Annotated in this window: 12 protein-coding genes; 9 read left to right on the forward strand and 3 right to left on the reverse strand. The window is 62.1% G+C overall.

Translation table 11 applies throughout. The annotated features are described in order from the left end of the window. The first annotated feature begins 38 nt into the window (after positions 1-38). Together NPS47_RS10245 and NPS47_RS10250 are read left to right on the forward strand one after the other, a co-directional pair. Complete coding sequence (locus NPS47_RS10245; RefSeq protein ID WP_274294872.1) at positions 39-212, forward strand: hypothetical protein; 174 nt, start codon at positions 39-41, stop codon at positions 210-212. 131 nt (positions 213-343) lie between these two features. Continuing rightward, positions 344-1801 carry an MDR family MFS transporter gene (locus NPS47_RS10250; protein ID WP_274294873.1) on the forward strand — a complete coding sequence of 486 codons (1458 nt, stop codon included), beginning with the start codon at positions 344-346 and terminating at the stop codon, positions 1799-1801. 50 nt (positions 1802-1851) lie between these two features. Here the strand turns inward: NPS47_RS10250 and NPS47_RS10255 are convergent, their stop codons facing one another. After that, positions 1852-2484, reverse strand: a complete 633-nt coding sequence (locus NPS47_RS10255) for a TetR family transcriptional regulator (RefSeq protein ID WP_274294874.1) — start codon at positions 2482-2484, stop codon at positions 1852-1854. 260 nt (positions 2485-2744) lie between these two features. On the opposite strand from NPS47_RS10255, the gene NPS47_RS10260 reads away from it, so the two are divergent. From NPS47_RS10260 to NPS47_RS10275, 4 genes are all read left to right on the forward strand, one after another. Next, entirely contained in the window at positions 2745-3896 is a 1152-nt protein-coding gene (locus tag NPS47_RS10260; protein ID WP_274294875.1) for an efflux RND transporter periplasmic adaptor subunit, read from the forward strand. 3 nt (positions 3897-3899) lie between these two features. Then, complete coding sequence (locus NPS47_RS10265) at positions 3900-7052, forward strand: efflux RND transporter permease subunit (RefSeq protein ID WP_274294876.1); 3153 nt, start codon at positions 3900-3902, stop codon at positions 7050-7052. Continuing rightward, positions 7049-8503 (forward strand): AdeC/AdeK/OprM family multidrug efflux complex outer membrane factor, encoded by a 1455-nt coding sequence (locus NPS47_RS10270; RefSeq protein WP_274294877.1) that lies wholly within the window; start codon positions 7049-7051, stop codon positions 8501-8503. The genes NPS47_RS10265 and NPS47_RS10270 overlap by 4 nt, the downstream gene beginning before the upstream one ends. A gap of 316 nt (positions 8504-8819) precedes the next feature. After that, positions 8820-10073: an OprD family porin gene (locus NPS47_RS10275; protein ID WP_274294878.1), complete on the forward strand. Its 1254-nt coding sequence runs from the start codon at positions 8820-8822 to the stop codon at positions 10071-10073. Between the two features lie 75 nt (positions 10074-10148). Here the strand turns inward: NPS47_RS10275 and NPS47_RS10280 are convergent, their stop codons facing one another. Beyond that, on the reverse strand, positions 10149-11048 hold the full coding sequence (locus NPS47_RS10280) for a TauD/TfdA dioxygenase family protein (protein WP_274294879.1): 900 nt from the start codon (positions 11046-11048) through the stop codon (positions 10149-10151). A gap of 182 nt (positions 11049-11230) precedes the next feature. Here NPS47_RS10280 and NPS47_RS10285 point away from each other — a divergent pair, with 182 nt between their 5' ends. Further along, positions 11231-12157 (forward strand): LysR family transcriptional regulator, encoded by a 927-nt coding sequence (locus NPS47_RS10285; RefSeq protein WP_274294880.1) that lies wholly within the window; start codon positions 11231-11233, stop codon positions 12155-12157. Here NPS47_RS10285 and NPS47_RS10290 read toward each other — a convergent pair. Then, positions 12114-13160, reverse strand: coding sequence for an ABC transporter substrate-binding protein (locus tag NPS47_RS10290; RefSeq protein ID WP_274294881.1), 1047 nt, complete (start codon positions 13158-13160; stop codon positions 12114-12116). The two genes, NPS47_RS10285 and NPS47_RS10290, sit on opposite strands and share 44 nt — an antisense overlap. Positions 13161-13439: 279 nt before the next feature. Between NPS47_RS10290 and NPS47_RS10295 the strand changes: the two genes are divergently transcribed. Both NPS47_RS10295 and NPS47_RS10300 read left to right on the forward strand, forming a co-directional pair. Then, entirely contained in the window at positions 13440-15035 is a 1596-nt protein-coding gene (locus NPS47_RS10295) for an ABC transporter permease (protein WP_274294882.1), read from the forward strand. After that, on the forward strand, positions 15032-15856 hold the full coding sequence (locus NPS47_RS10300) for an ABC transporter ATP-binding protein (RefSeq protein ID WP_274294883.1): 825 nt from the start codon (positions 15032-15034) through the stop codon (positions 15854-15856). Before NPS47_RS10295 ends, NPS47_RS10300 begins: the two co-directional genes overlap by 4 nt. The last annotated feature ends 7 nt before the right edge of the window (positions 15857-15863 follow it).

Genomic DNA, 15863 nt, shown 5'->3' on the forward strand with positions numbered 1-15863 from the left:
TAATAGCACCTGTGTGCAGTTAGCAGGAGGTGAGCACCATGGGCCTCAAATCCAGAAGATGCGCCGTTGTCTGTGCCATTGCCGCCGTGCTCGGGCTTTATGCCACCGCCGCCTACCGGGTCGAACAGATCCGTCACCAGCCGTATTCGGCAGCCAGTTGCAGCCTGGCTAATTGCGTCCCGCACACCGCCACCCTGAGCGCCCTGAAATAACCTTCAGCCAGACAGGCAATCCCGCTGGTGCGTGGATCGGGGCAGACGCTTAGCAAGCTATCGAGTACACTGACCAGCACTTGCTTGCGCAGCACACACCTGCGCAATAACCCTGCCCTTCGAGCTGGCCCGTGACCCAACTCAATACCCCGCAACCGGTCCTGCGCAGCGTGCTGGTGGCGCTGATGCTGGCGATTTTCCTCGGTGCTCTGGACCAGACCATCGTCGCCGTGTCGATGCCGGCGATTTCCGCCCAATTCAATGATGTTGGCCTGCTGGCCTGGGTGATCTCCGGCTACATGGTGGCGATGACCGTGGCCGTGCCGATCTACGGCAAACTCGGTGACTTGTACGGCAGGCGGCGGATGATTCTTACCGGCACCGCGCTGTTCACCCTGGCCTCACTGTTTTGCGCCCTGGCGCAGAACATGGAACAACTGGTCCTGGCCCGGGTGCTACAGGGCATCGGTGCGGGCGGCATGGTGTCGGTCAGCCAGGCGATCATCGGTGACTTCGTTCCGCCACGCGAACGCGGGCGCTATCAGGGGTACTTCAGCAGCATGTACGCCCTGGCCAGCGTGATCGGTCCGGTGCTCGGCGGTTACCTCACCGAATACCTGTCCTGGCGCTGGGTGTTCTGGCTGAACTTGCCGCTGGGGCTGACCGCCTGGTGGGTGACCCGGCGCGCCCTGCGAACCCTGGTGGTGCCGCAAGGCCGGGCCCAGGTCGACTACATGGGCGCCGCCCTGTTGATTTTCGGTCTGAGCAGCCTGCTGCTGGGTATCACCCTGATTGGCCAGGGCCACGCCTGGCACTCCTCCGAGGTTGGCGCCCTGCTGCTCTGCGCGCTGGCTGGATTGCTGGTTTTCGTGATCCATGAACGCCGAGTAGCGGAACCCTTGTTGCCCCTCAAGCTGTTCAGCAATCGGGTCGCAACGTTGTGCTGGTGCACCCTGTTTTTCACCAGCTTCCAGGCCATCTCCCTGACCATGCTGATGCCGCTGCGCTACCAGAGCATCACCGGCGCAGGTGCCGACAGCGCCGCCCTGCACTTGCTGCCCCTGGCCATGGGCCTGCCGATCGGCGCTTATTGCGGTGGCCGCCTGACCAGTTTCACCGGCCGCTACAAACCGCAGATTCTCGGCGGTGCGCTGCTGATGCCGTTTGCCATCGTCGGCATGGCCTTCACTGCACCGCAATCAGCCTGGCTAAGTGGCCTGTTCATGGTCTTGACCGGGATCGCCTCGGGTTTGCAGTTTCCCACTTCGCTGGTCGCCAGCCAGAGCGCGGTAGAGGCGCGCGATATCGGCGTGGCCACCAGCACCAGCAACCTGTTCCGCTCCCTCGGCGGCGCCATGGGCGTTGCCTGCATGTCGGCACTGTTGCTGGCAATGCTGCAGGACGGTGGCCTGAGTCTGGCGGGAGATGCCTTGCTCGGCAGCCTCCAGGCCGGGGAACCTAGCGTGCAGGCGCAGGTCGAATTGCTCAGGACCTTCCGCCATTTGTTGCTTGGCAGTGCCATGGTGTCGCTGTTCGGACTGACAGCCGCGCTGGCCCTACCGGATAGGCAACTTCGCGGCCGCATGTAGGACGTTTATGAAGGCTGCGGCAACAATTCATCACAAACCTTCACAAAGTCTCATTTGCGCAAGGCGGGGCTCAAGCGCAGCATATCCAGCCCGGTATCGATCCACAGCTCGGCTTCAGCCAGCAGATCGAAGCTCTCCGGTAGCAGCAACCAGCGGCGGATCAGGCCGTCTATATAGGCATAGATCGCCAGCGCCGCACGCTCGGGATCTACATCGGCGGGCAGTTGCCCGCGCTTGACTGCATTGCCCAGCGACAACGCGATATGGGCATGACACTCAAAGGTCGAGGTTTGCCGCTGTTGGCGGATCTCGCACATGTCATCGGTGAACTCACACTTGTGATGCAGAATTTCGTTGATTCGCCGGGTTTTCGGGTCAAGCACCATCTGGTGCATCAACTGGACCAGCAGCTTGCGCATGCAGCCGAGCGGATCAAGCTCATCTTCGCTTTCGCTGGCCCGGGCCAGGGCATCCAGCGGCTCGTGCAAGCTTTCCAGCATGGCCTCGACCAGCTCGGCCTTGTCGTTGAAGTGCCAGTAGATAGCGCCGCGGGTAACCCCCGCCAGCTTGGCGATATCCGCCAGGGTGGTACGCGCAACCCCGCGCTTGTAGAAGGCCTTTTCCGCAGCTTCGAGAATCTGTGCGCGGGTTTCCTGGGCTTCTTCTTTGGTTCGACGGACCATGGCAGTACGACCTCATCAAAACCCGGGTGCACGTTCAGGCACCAGGGAGCTGGGCCGGATCAACCTCTGACAGGTTGTTACCGGATGATAAAATTCAAGACTTGCGACGCCTGGAGCTTCGTCTGCAAGGTATTTACAAACAACCATGAATGTAAGTATATTCCTTAGCAAGCTATTTATCCACTCGACAACATTTTTTCTATTCGCACCCTTTCCATTTATTCTTGAGCGTCTTCAGCTCTTGCGACCCGAGGATCTTCATGCAATTCAAGCCAGCTGTTACCGCTCTGGTATCCGCCGTCGCCCTGGCAACACTGCTCAGCGGCTGTAAAAAGGAAGAGGCTGCGCCTGTTGCGCAAGCGCCTCAGGTCGGCGTCGTTACTCTGCAAACCCAGGCCTATACCCTGACCTCCGACTTGCCGGGGCGTACCACCGCCTACCGCATCGCCGAGGTTCGCCCACAGGTCAATGGCATCATTCTCAAGCGCCTGTTCAAAGAAGGCACCGAGGTCAAGGAAGGTCAGCAGCTGTACCAGATCGATCCTTCGGTGTACGAAGCGACCCTGGCCAGCGCCCAGGCCAACCTGCAGTCGACCCGTTCGCTGTCCGAGCGCTACAAGCAGCTGGTTGCCGAGCAAGCGGTCAGCCGTCAGGAATACGACGACGCGCAAGCCAAACGTTTGCAGGCTGAAGCATCGCTGCGCAGCGCGCAGATCGACTTGCGCTACACCAAGGTCCTGGCCCCGCTGAGCGGCCGTATCGGTCGTTCTTCGGTCACCGAAGGCGCCCTGGTCAACAATGGCCAGGCCGACGCCATGGCGGTGATCCAGCAGCTCGACCCGATCTATGTCGACGTCACCCAGTCCTCGGCCGAGCTGCTCAAGCTGCGCCGCGAACTGGAAAGCGGCCAGCTGCAGAAAGTCGGCGAGAATGCCGCCAAGGTCACCCTGACCCTGGAAGACGGCAGCACCTATCGTCAGGAAGGTCGTCTGGAGTTCTCCGAAGTCTCGGTTGACCCGACTACCGGTTCGGTAACCCTGCGCGCAGTGTTCCCGAACCCTGAGCACAACCTGCTGCCGGGCATGTTCGTCCACGCCAGCCTCAAGGCCGGGGTCAACGCCCAGGCCATCCTCGCGCCGCAGCAAGGGGTTACCCGCGATCTCAAGGGCCAGCCCACTGCCCTGATCGTCAACAAGGACAACAAGGTCGAGCTGCGTCAGCTCAAGGCCAGCCGTACCGTCGGTAGCGAGTGGCTGATCGAAGAAGGCCTGAACGCCGGTGACCGAGTGATCACCGAGGGCTTGCAGTTCGTCAAGCCGGGTATCGAGGTCAAGGTCAGCGAAGCCACCAACGTCAAGCCTGCTCAGCCAACCCAGGCCAATGCAACGACTGCAGGGGCCAAAGGGGAGTAAACCATGTCGAGATTCTTTATCGATCGCCCGATTTTTGCCTGGGTGATCGCCTTGGTGATCATGTTGGTCGGCGCTTTGTCGATCCTCAAATTGCCAATCAACCAGTATCCGAGCATTGCACCGCCGGCCATCGCCATCGCTGTGACCTACCCGGGCGCCTCGGCGCAGACCGTGCAGGACACCGTGGTGCAGGTGATCGAGCAGCAGCTCAACGGTATCGACAACCTGCGTTATGTGTCGTCGGAAAGTAACTCCGACGGCACCATGACCATCACCGCGACCTTCGAGCAGGGGACCAACCCCGATACCGCGCAGGTCCAGGTGCAGAACAAGCTGAACCTGGCGACCCCGCTGCTGCCACAAGAAGTGCAGCAACAGGGTATCCGGGTGACCAAGGCAGTGAAGAACTTCCTGCTGGTGATCGGTCTGGTGTCTGAAGACGGCAGCATGACCAAGGACGACCTGGCCAACTACATCGTCTCCAACATGCAGGACCCGATCTCGCGTACTGCGGGTGTCGGTGACTTCCAGGTCTTCGGTGCCCAGTACGCGATGCGCATCTGGCTCGACCCGGCCAAGCTCAACAAGTACCAGTTGACCCCGATCGACGTGCGCACCGCTGTGGCGGCGCAGAACGTGCAGATCTCCTCCGGTCAGCTCGGCGGCCTGCCGGCCCTGCCAGGTACCCAGCTGAACGCCACCATCATCGGCAAGACCCGTCTGCAGACGGCCGAGCAGTTCGAAAAGATCCTGCTCAAAGTCAACCGCGATGGCTCGCAAGTCCGCTTGAGCGATGTTGCCACTGTCGGCCTCGGCGGTGAGAACTACGCGGTCAGCGCCCAGTTCAACGGCAAGCCGGCATCCGGTCTGGCGGTCAAACTGGCGACCGGCGCCAACGCCCTGGACACCGCCAAGGCGCTGCGCAAGACCATCACCGAGCTTGAGCCGTTCTTCCCTGAAGGCATGAAAGCGGTATTCCCGTATGACACCACGCCAGTGGTCACCGAATCGATCAGCGGGGTAATCCACACCCTGATCGAAGCGATCGTGCTGGTGTTCCTGGTGATGTACCTGTTCCTGCAGAACTTCCGCGCCACCATCATCACCACAATGACTGTCCCGGTGGTACTGCTCGGCACCTTCGGCATCCTCGCCGCAGCGGGCTTCAGCATCAACACCCTGACCATGTTCGGCATGGTGCTGGCCATCGGTCTATTGGTGGACGACGCCATCGTTGTGGTGGAAAACGTCGAGCGGGTAATGTCCGAAGAGGGCCTGTCACCCAAGGAAGCCACCAAAAAGTCCATGGGCCAGATCCAGGGCGCACTGGTCGGTATCGCCATGGTGCTCTCGGCGGTACTGCTGCCAATGGCGTTCTTCGGTGGTTCCACCGGGGTGATCTACAAGCAATTCTCGATCACCATCGTTTCGGCCATGGCACTGTCGGTACTGGTTGCCCTGATCTTCACCCCGGCACTCTGCGCGACCATGCTCAAGCCGGTTGCCAAGGGTGAGCATCACGTTGCCAAACGTGGCTTCTTCGGCTGGTTCAACCGCAACTTCGACCGCAGCGTGCAGAGCTACGAGCGTGGCGTGGGCAACATCCTGCGCAACAAGGCACCGTACCTGCTGGCCTACCTGTTGATCATGGTCGGTATGATCTGGCTGTTCATGCGCATCCCCACCGCCTTCCTCCCCGAGGAAGACCAGGGCGTACTCTTCGCCCAGGTGCAGACCCCGGCCGGCTCCAGTGCCGAACGGACCCAGGTGGTGATCGACGAAATGCGCAGCTACCTGCTGGACAAGGAAGCCGATACCGTGGCCTCGGTGTTCACCGTCAACGGCTTCAACTTCGCCGGTCGCGGCCAGAGCTCGGGTATGGCTTTCATCATGCTCAAGCCATGGGAAGAGCGTTCCGCTGAGAACAACGTGTTCAACCTGGCGGCCCGCGCCCAGCAGCACTTCTTCACCTTCCGTGACGCGATGGTGTTCGCCTTTGCTCCGCCTGCGGTACTGGAGCTGGGTAACGCCACCGGTTTCGACGTGTTCCTGCAAGACCGTGCCGGTGTCGGCCACGAAAAACTGATGGAAGCGCGTAACCAGTTCCTCGGTATGGCTGCGCAGAGCAAGATCCTTTCGGCGGTGCGTCCGAACGGTCTGAACGATGAACCGCAGTACCAGCTGACCGTCGACGACGAGCGTGCCAGTGCCCTGGGCGTAACCATCGCCGACATCAACAACACCCTGTCGATTGCCCTGGGTGCCAGCTACGTCAACGACTTCATCGACCGCGGTCGGGTCAAGAAGGTCTACATCCAGGGTGAGTCCGCTTCGCGCATGAACCCGGAAGACCTGCAGAAGTGGTATGTGCGCAACAGCGTCGGCGAAATGGTGCCGTTCTCCTCCTTCGCCAAGGGCGAGTGGATCTACGGTGCACCGAAGCTTGCGCGTTACAACGGTGTCGAGGCCATGGAAATTCTCGGTGCGCCAGCCCCTGGCTACAGTACCGGTGAAGCCATGCTCGAAGTCGAGCGCATCGCCGCACAACTGCCTAAAGGCATCGGTTACTCCTGGACCGGCCTGTCGTACGAGGAGCGCCTGTCGGGCTCCCAGGCGCCTGCGCTGTACGCCCTGTCGCTGCTGATGGTGTTCCTGTGTCTGGCGGCCCTGTATGAAAGCTGGTCGATCCCGATCGCGGTCATGCTCGTGGTGCCGTTGGGGATCATCGGTGCGCTGCTGGCCACCAGCCTGCGCGGCCTGTCCAACGACGTGTACTTCCAGGTGGGTCTGTTGACCACCATTGGTCTTGCGGCGAAGAACGCGATCCTCATCGTAGAATTCGCCAAGGAACTGCACGAGCAGGGCCGCAGCCTGGTCGATGCCTCCATCGAGGCTTGCCGCATGCGTCTACGGCCGATCATCATGACCTCGCTGGCGTTCATTCTCGGCGTGGTACCGTTGGCGATCTCTACCGGTGCGGGCTCGGGCAGCCAGCATGCGATCGGTACCGGGGTAATCGGCGGGATGGTGACGGCTACCGTGCTGGCGATCTTCTGGGTACCGCTGTTCTTCGTTAGCGTGTCGTCGCTGTTCAGTAGCAAGAAGATTGAAGAAGACGCCACCCCTGAAACTCCACGCTATGAGGCCGGGCAATGAGTAAGTCCCTGTTGTCCCTGGCGGTCACCGCTTTCATTCTTGGCGGCTGTTCGCTGATCCCTGACTACCAGACCCCGGACGCGCCGGTGGCCGCGCAGTGGCCGCAAGGCCCTGCCTATTCGCCGACCGAGTCGGCGAATGTGGCCGCCGCCGAGCAAGGCTGGCGTCAGTTCTTCCAAGACCCGGCGCTGCAGCAACTGATCCAGACTGCGCTGGTCAACAACCGCGACCTCAAGGTCGCGGCCCTGAACATCGATGCCTACCGGGCGCAGTACCGCATCCAGCGGGCCGATCTGTTCCCGGCGGTCAGCGCCAATGGCAGTGGCAGCCGTCAGCGGGTGCCGGGCAATGTGTCGCAAACCGGCGATGCCGAGATCACCAGCCAGTACTCGGCAACCCTCGGGGTGAGCGCCTATGAGCTCGACCTGTTCGGTCGCGTGCGCAGCCTCACCGAGCAGCAACTGGAAATCTACCTGTCCAGCGAAGAGGCCCGGCGTTCGACCCAGATTGCTCTGGTAGCCAGTGTGGCCAACGCCTACTTCACCTGGCAGGCCGACCAGGACCTGCTCAAGCTGACCGAAGACACCCTCAAGACCTACGAGCAAAGCTACGCATTGACCTTGCGCAGCAACGAAGTGGGTGTGGCTTCGGCGCTGGACCTGAGCCAGGCGCGGACCTCGGTAGAAGGCGCGCGGGTCAAGCTGGCCCAGTACCAGCGCCTGGTTGCCCAGGACCAGAACAGCCTGGCGGTACTGCTCGGCACCGGCGTGCCGGACAACCTGCCAGCGGCCAAGGACCTCGACAGCGACATGCTTGCCGAGGTACCGGCCGGCCTGCCGTCCGACGTGCTGCACCGGCGTCCGGACATCCAGGAAGCCGAACACCTGCTCAAGGCCGCCAACGCCAACATCGGTGCGGCCCGGGCAGCGTTCTTCCCGAGCATCAGCCTGACCGCCAACGCCGGTACCCTGAGCCCGGACATGGGTGGCTTGTTCAAGGGCGGTTCTGGCACCTGGCTGTTCCAGCCGCAGATCAACCTGCCGATCTTCAACGCCGGTGCCCTGCGTGCCAGCCTCGACTACTCGAAGATCCAGAAGGACATCAACGTCGCCAAGTACGAGAAAACCATCCAGACCGCCTTCCAGGAAGTCTCCGATGGCCTCGCCGCGCGCAAGACCTTCAACGAGCAGTTGCAGGCCCAGCGTGATCTGGTTGCGGCCAACCAGGACTACTACCGTCTGGCCGAGCGTCGCTACCGTATCGGTGTCGACAGCAACCTGACCTTCCTCGACGCCCAGCGTCAGTTGTTCAACAGCCAGCAGTCGTTGATCACTGACCGCCTGTCGCAGCTGGTCAGCGAGGTCAACCTGTACAAGGCCCTCGGTGGCGGCTGGTACGAGCAGACCGGTCAGGCGCAGCAACAGGCTGCGGCGGAGTCGGCTAAAGGCTGAGTGTTAGTTGTGTGATCAAGCCCACCCTTGCGGTGGGCTTTTTTGTGCAGGTCTTTATCGCGGGGCAAGCCCGCTCCCCCCGAAAGTCACCTCCCACCGGTGGGAGCGGGCTTGCCCCGCGATAATTATTTAACCGTTCAGTTAACGTTCGATTACCGCCCAATACCGCTTGTCGCGAATTGATTCGCCCCTCCCGCCGCCGCACCATCCCTTCGCAGCTTTTCCAAAGCACACCCCAAAGATCGTTGCCCGGCCTGCGACCCATAAACGTCGCAGCGGATGGCTTCGGCTTGAATAAAAACAAGAGACACATCAGATGAACACACCCGCACCCGCACGACACCTGCTTCCCGGCCTGCTGGCCATGACCTTCACCTTGCCGGCCCTGGCGGCCGAAAGCGGCTTTGCCGACGATGCCAAGGTCAACCTCAACCTGCGCAACTTCTACATCAACCGCAACTTCGTCGACCCGGCCAACCCGCAAGGCAAGGCCGAGGAATGGACCCAGAGTTTCATCCTCGACGCCCGCTCCGGGTTCACGCAAGGCATCGTCGGCTTCGGTGTCGATGTGCTCGGCCTGTATTCGCTCAAGCTCGATGGCGGCAAGGGCACGACAGGTACGCACCTGTTGCCGGTGCATGACGATGGCCGCCCTGCCGACGATTTCGGCCGTCTGGGTGTGGCGCTCAAGGCCAAGGTGTCGAACACCGAACTGAAAGTCGGCGAATGGATGCCGGTGCTGCCGATCCTGCGCTCGGATGACGGCCGCTCGCTGCCGCAGACCTTCCGCGGCGGGCAGATCACCTCGCAGGAAATTGCCGGTCTGACACTGTATGGCGGCCAGTTCCGCGCCAACAGCCCGCGCAATGACGCGAGCATGGAAGACATGTCGCTGAATGGCAAAGCCGCCTTCACCTCCGACCGTTTCAACTTTGCCGGTGGCGAATACAGCTTCAACGACAAGCGCACCCTGATCGGCCTGTGGAATGCCGAACTCAAGGACATCTACAGCCAGCAGTACATCAACCTGGTGCACAGCCAGCCCTTGGGCGACTGGACCCTGGGTGCCAACCTCGGTTACTTCATCGGCAAGGAAGACGGCGCCGAACGGGCCGGCGAGCTGGACAACCGAACTGCCTCGGCATTGCTCTCGGCCAGGTACGGCAGCAGCACGTTCTATGTCGGCTTGCAAAAGGTCAGCGGCGACGATGGCTGGATGCGGGTCAACGGCACCAGTGGCGGCACCCTGGCCAACGACAGCTACAACTCCAGCTTCGACAACGCCAAAGAGCGCTCCTGGCAACTGCGCCACGACTTCAACTTTGCCGGTGTCGGGTTTCCTGGCCTGACCCTGATGAACCGCTATATCAGCGGTGACAATGTGCACACCGCGACGGTCAACGACGGCAAGGAATGGGCCCGGGAATCGGAGCTGGCCTATGTGATCCAGTCGGGCAGCCTGAAAAACCTGTCGTTCAAATGGCGTAACTCGACCATGCGTCGCGACTACAGCAGCAATGCCTTTGACGAGAACCGGCTGATCATCAGCTACCCGATCAGTATTCTTTGAAGCATCGCGGGGCAAGCCCGCTCCCACCGAGAATGTATTCATCCCGGTGGGAGCGGGCTTGCCCCGCGATCAGCTTCACACCCCGCGAACAGTCCGGCTACGCTGCCCCTGCACCGCAACCGGCACATCCCCTTGCAAGGTCACCCGACGCACCACGCGTTCCTGAGTACCGTAGTCGTCCACCGCATAATGCTGGGTCGCGCGGTTATCCCAGATCGCCACGTCGCCCGCCTGCCAACGCCAGCGCACCGTGTTCTCCAGGCGGGTGACATGACTCTGCAGCAGGTTGAACAGGTGCGAGGAATCAAACAGCGAATAGCCCTTCAGGCGTTTGACGAAGTGCCCCAGCAACAAGGTTTTCTCTCCGCTGACCGGGTGCACACGGACCACTGGATGCTCGGTTTCGTACACGGTCGAAGTGAAAATCCTGCGGTAATCTTCCAGCCGCTCGGCACTGACATTCGGCTTCGCCGCCGCGTAGTCATATTCGTTGCTGTGCACCGCCCAGAGTTGGTCGGCCAACGCCTGCAATTCGGCGGAAAGGTCCTGGTAGGCCGTCGCCGTATTGGCCCAGACCGTATCGCCACCCGACACCGGAGCGACCACCGAGCGCAGGATCGAGGCCTTGGGGTAGGCATCGACGAAGGTTACATCGGTGTGCCAGGAGTTGGCCCGGCGCTCGCCGTCCAGTTCCAGCAGAAAGCGCGTGCCCTCACGGACCGGCACCGTGGGGTGGGCAATCGGTTCACCCAGCAAGTGCGCGAAGGCTTCCTGGCCCTGATCGTCAAGGTGATGCTGAGCGCGGAAAAAGATCACCTTGTGCTTCACCAGGGCGGCCTGGATAGCTTCGATCACAGCGGGCTCGAGGTCGGCGCTCAGTTGCACCCCGCGAATCTCGGCACCGATGCGACCGGCCACCGGGTGGATGTCCAGCACGTGGCTGACGGGCGCTACGGCGTGTGCGGCATTGCTCATGGTATGACCCTCATCTGGCTGCTCTAGGAAAAATGCCGATGAAGCACTTGCGCTATCTATATGCAAATAAGCTCTAATAGATATTCAAATGCTTCATTGACGGAATAAGAGCTTGCATTTAAAACCTGAGGCTTCGTGGCGGCAAATACCTTCGCCGTATTTTTGGAATGCCGGGAAAGCATATGGATCTTCGCCAACTGCGTTACTTCATCGCCCTCACTGAACACCGCAGTTTTGTTCGCGCCGCGGACGCCATGGGCATCACTCAACCGGCCTTCAGCCGCAGTATCCAGGGCCTGGAACAGGAATTCGGCTGTGTGCTGGTGGACCGTGGCAACAAGGACCTGCGCCCGACGCCGGAAGGCCAGGTGGTGTTGCAGCACGCCTTGCGCCTGGTTCAGGGGGCGGCACAGTTGAGTTGTGAAGTGCTGCAGATGACCAAGCTCGATGCGGGCGAGCTGCATTTCGGTTGCGGACCGGCCCCTGCCGTGCAGCTGGTGCCGCGCGCGCTGGCGCGGTTTCTTCAGGCGCACCCCAAGGTGCGCACCTGCCTTGAGGTGGATAACTGGGAGAAACTCAGCCGCGCGCTGAACCGTGAAGAGATCGAGTTTTTCATCGCCGATATCCGCCAGTTCGAGGCGGACCCGAACTATCAGACCCTGCCCTTGAGTCCGCGCCGCGGCCTGTTCTTCTGCCGCCCCGGGCATCCACTGCTGGCCAAGGACAGCCTGTCAACCAACGACATGTTCGACTATCCGCTGGCCACCACGCTGATTCCGCCGGGGGTGCGCAAGCTGCTGGCCAACCTCAGCGGCAAGACCGATTTCACCCCGCAACTGCTCACCGAACACTTGCCGACCCTGGTCAGCCTGGTACTCGACAGCGATGCCATCGGTATCGGTACCGAAGAAGCCTTTGCCGAGGAGATCCAGCAGGGCCGCCTGGTGCGCCTGCACTGGCGCAACCTGCCGGCCAATCTCGACAGCCTCAATGCCCGCTGCGGCATTGTCAGCCGCAGCGGTTATCGCCTGTCGCCGGCGGCGCGGGCGATGATCGATACCCTGATCAGCCTCGATCAGCAGCCAGCGCTACAGGTGCTGGCTGGGTAACCTGCGGCGCCAGCCACTGGCTGACCTTGAACGGTTTGCGGATCAGCCGTTGTTCGGCAGCCAGGTCGACCGAGGCCTGCAGTTGGTCGAGGAACGGCTGGTCGAGGCTGGAACGGAAGGTCTGGCCGAGGACTTCGTCCTGCAGGTCACGCTCAAGGATCACCGGCGGGTAGCTGGCCAGTCCTGAGACCAGCTGGATGTAAGCCTGCTTGTTGCTCTCGTCACTGAGCCATTGCACCGCTTGCTGCTGGGCTTCCAGCAGGCGCTGGACCAGTTCGGGGTGGGCATCGACGAAGGCTCCGGCCCCCACCAGCACCGCCTGGATACTGCCGGCGCCCCCCAGGTCTTTGGTGTTCAACGGCAGTTCGGCAAGGCCGCGTTCCTGCAGCGCGGTCAAGCCCGACAGGCCCCAGGTAGCGTCAATCTGCCGGGCAGCCAAGGCAGCGACCGCGGCATTGAAATCGAGGTTGATGACCTTGAAGTCCTTCTCGCTCAGGCCCTGGCTGGCGAGTGCGGCATCAAACGACAGCTGGCTGGCGGTGCCGCGAAAGATCGCCACGCGCTTGCCCTTGAGATCCTGCAAGGTCTTGATGCCACTGCCCGGTGCCACGCCCAGATAGTGCTTGATGCCACGCCCGGTAGCGGCCAGCAGGCGTGTATCGACACCGTTGGCCTTGCCGATGATGGCCGCCAGATCGCCCAGATAAGCGAAATCCACCTGGCCGTTGGCAAAGGCTTCGTTGATCACCGGCCCCGCCCCTTTGAAGTAATTCCACTGGATCGTGATGCCATCGGCGGCGAAGGCTTTTTCCAGCAGTTGCTGATTGCGCAGGACATCGGTGACCCCGCCTCCGGAGTGCTGGGTGCCGGCGCTCAGATCGGGGACGGCAATGCGAATCTCGCGGACCGCAGCGGCGTGCGCCAGCGGCGGCAGCCAGCCCACCACAGCGGCCAGGGCGGGAGCGGCAAACAGACTGAAAACACGGTTGATCGACAGGTTCATGGCACGCGACTCCTTGTAGTGATGCGGCCACGCTAACCAGATATTCGACAAGCAAATAAATACTAATAAATTACATTTTAATAACTTAAACACATAAACAAGCGGCCACGGGGGCTGCGACGGGCTATGCCTCAGGCACACGCAAAATATGCCTGGAATGCATTGGATACCGCGCTACGGGGCTGCTTTAAATGCATTCTCTTATCACCTATTCGAATTTATTTTTAGAAAAATATACCTGAATAGAATATAGAAATAGCCAATCCACGGAGGTCCGCCATGGCCCGAGCATCACTCCCCAGTCTGCCCCTGGCCATACCTGCAAGGCGACTGCAAACAGTCGGCACACCGTTTCAGGCACGCCTCCAGGCCTGGTACCTGCCACTGGCCCTGGCCCTGCTGTGGTGGCTGGCCAGCCGCAATCAGTGGATGAGCGAACAGATACTGCCAGCGCCGAGTCTGGTCTGGCAGAGCGCGCAGGAGCTGGCCCACGGCGAGTTGTGGGCGCACTTGGCAATCAGCCTGCAACGCTTGCTGATCGGTTTGCTGGCCGGGGTCAGCAGCGGTGCCCTGCTCGGCGCCTGGCTGGGTTGCAGCCGTCGCGCCGAACGCCTGGTGCTGCCCACCTTCAACGCCCTGGCGCAGATCCCCACGCTGGCCTGGGTGCCGTTGTTCATGGTGCTGTTCGGCATTGGCGAGCTGCTCAAGCTGGTGGTGCTGGTCAAGGCGATCATCGTGCCGGTCACCCTGCATACCCTGGTCGGCGTGCGTGACGCGCAACCGCGTCTGCGCGAAGCGGCGGCCGTGCTCCAGCTGCCACGCCGCTTGCTGGTTACCCGACTGATCCTGCCCGCCGCGCTGCCAGCTTTTCTCGCCGGGGTGCGCCTGGCCCTGGCCACCGGTTGGTCGTCGTTGCTGGCGGTAGAACTGCTCGCCTCCAGTGAGGGCATCGGCTACCTGATGGTCTGGGCCCGGCAGCTGTTCATGCTCGACATCGTCTTCGTCTGCATCGCTGTTATCGGCCTGCTCGGTTTTGCCATGGACCGCGGCCTCGGCTGGCTGGATCGACGGCTGGTGCACTGGCCGCATCCGCCCGGTGCCGAACTGCGGGTGCAGCGTCTGCACGGCCGCGAACGCCTGCAAGCCTTGCTGTTGCCCCTGGCACTGCTGGTGGTGTGGCAGCTGGCAAATCAGTTGCAGTGGGTCGACAGCAATATCCTCGTAGCCCCCGTGCAGGTGTTGAGTACGGCCTGGAACGGTGTAGTCGATGGCTCGCTGACGGCGGCCCTGGCGGTCAGTGTCGGTCGCGCCCTGGCGGGTTTGCTGCTCGGCGGCGGCCTGGGCTTTGCGCTGGGCTTGTGGCTGGGCTTGTCGCGACCGGCCGAGCGCCTGCTGGGGCCAAGCCTGGCCGGTCTGCGGCAGATTGCGATCTTTGCCTGGGTGCCGCTACTCACGGCCTGGTTCGGCCTGGGTGAGCTGGCCAAATGGGTGTTTGTCGGCCTGGCGGCGTTCTTTCCGCTGTTCATCGCCACCCAGCGCAGTGTCGCCAACCGTTCGCCGCAGCTGGATGAAGCCGCTCGCGTACTCCATCTGAACCTGCGCCAGCGCCTGTTGCGTCTGGTGTTGCCCGGCGCGGCCCCGGGCATCTTCGCCGGCCTGCGCGTCGGCTTGATCTATGCCTGGCTGGGCACCATCGGCGCCGAATACTTCATGCCCTCCGGCGGCGGTATCGGCAGCCTGATGATCGGTGCCCAGCAACTGCTGCGCATGGACCTGATCATGGCCGGGATGCTCCTGGTCGGCCTCACCGGCGCGCTGTTGGGCGCCCTCGGACAACACATCGAATCGCGCGCCACGCGCTGGAGACGAGCATGAACGCCATTGCCCATCCGTTGGTCAGTTTCAATCAGGTCGGTAAACACTTCGCCGTGGCGGGTGGTGAGCTGGAGGCCATCCGCGACTTCAACCTGCAGATCGCCGACGGCGAATTCGTCGCCATTGTCGGTGCCAGTGGCTGTGGAAAATCCACCCTGCTGCGTCTGTTGATCGGCCTCGACAACGACTACCAGGGCCAGATTCTGATCGACGGCCAGCCGCTCACCGGCATCGGTAGCGAGCGCGGCATCGTGTTCCAGGAACACCGCCTGTTCCCTTGGCTGAGCGTGCACGAAAACATCGCCCTGGGCCTGGTCAACAGCACATTAGCCACCAGCGAACGCGAGCAACGGATTGCCGAGTACATCGCCCTGGTCGGCCTGCAGGACTTCAGCCAGGCCTACCCGCACCAGCTCTCCGGCGGCATGGCCCAGCGCGTGGCGATTGCCCGCGGCCTGGTGGCCAGCCCGCGGATTCTGCTGCTCGACGAACCCTTCGGGGCCCTCGATGCGCTGACCCGCCAGCAGATGCAGGAAGAACTGCTGGCGATCCGTCAACGCGCGCGCATCACCACCTTGCTGGTGACTCACGATGTCGAAGAAGCGCTGTTCCTGGCTGACCGCGTGGTGGTGCTGGAGCCGCGCCCGGGGCGCATCAAGCGCATCAACAGCATCGACCTGGCGCACCCGCGCCAGCGCTCCAGCTACGACTTCCACCGTCTGCGCGAAGCGCTGTTGCACGAACTGACCGCCGACGACCGCTACCTGCCGGCCGCGCCGGCACAGATCCACAACCTGCCCCTGTCCTACCTTGCCTATTGAGAACCGA

It is taken from the genome of Pseudomonas putida (assembly GCF_028682475.1).
Classification (GTDB): Bacteria; Pseudomonadota; Gammaproteobacteria; order Pseudomonadales; family Pseudomonadaceae; genus Aquipseudomonas; species Aquipseudomonas putida_AG.

Bases quoted from the DNA above. Each gene is read 5' to 3' on its own strand.
- NPS47_RS10245 (WP_274294872.1), top strand. From the start codon at position 39: ATGGGCCTCAAATCCAGAAGATGCGCCGTTGTCTGTGCCATTGCCGCC.
- NPS47_RS10255 (WP_274294874.1), bottom strand. From the start codon at position 2,484: ATGGTCCGTCGAACCAAAGAAGAAGCCCAGGAAACCCGCGCACAGATT.
- NPS47_RS10260 (WP_274294875.1), top strand. From the start codon at position 2,745: ATGCAATTCAAGCCAGCTGTTACCGCTCTGGTATCCGCCGTCGCCCTG.
- NPS47_RS10265 (WP_274294876.1), top strand. From the start codon at position 3,900: ATGTCGAGATTCTTTATCGATCGCCCGATTTTTGCCTGGGTGATCGCC.
- NPS47_RS10270 (WP_274294877.1), top strand. From the start codon at position 7,049: ATGAGTAAGTCCCTGTTGTCCCTGGCGGTCACCGCTTTCATTCTTGGC.
- NPS47_RS10275 (WP_274294878.1), top strand. From the start codon at position 8,820: ATGAACACACCCGCACCCGCACGACACCTGCTTCCCGGCCTGCTGGCC.
- NPS47_RS10280 (WP_274294879.1), bottom strand. From the start codon at position 11,048: ATGAGCAATGCCGCACACGCCGTAGCGCCCGTCAGCCACGTGCTGGAC.
- NPS47_RS10285 (WP_274294880.1), top strand. From the start codon at position 11,231: ATGGATCTTCGCCAACTGCGTTACTTCATCGCCCTCACTGAACACCGC.
- NPS47_RS10290 (WP_274294881.1), bottom strand. From the start codon at position 13,160: ATGAACCTGTCGATCAACCGTGTTTTCAGTCTGTTTGCCGCTCCCGCC.
- NPS47_RS10295 (WP_274294882.1), top strand. From the start codon at position 13,440: ATGGCCCGAGCATCACTCCCCAGTCTGCCCCTGGCCATACCTGCAAGG.
- NPS47_RS10300 (WP_274294883.1), top strand. From the start codon at position 15,032: ATGAACGCCATTGCCCATCCGTTGGTCAGTTTCAATCAGGTCGGTAAA.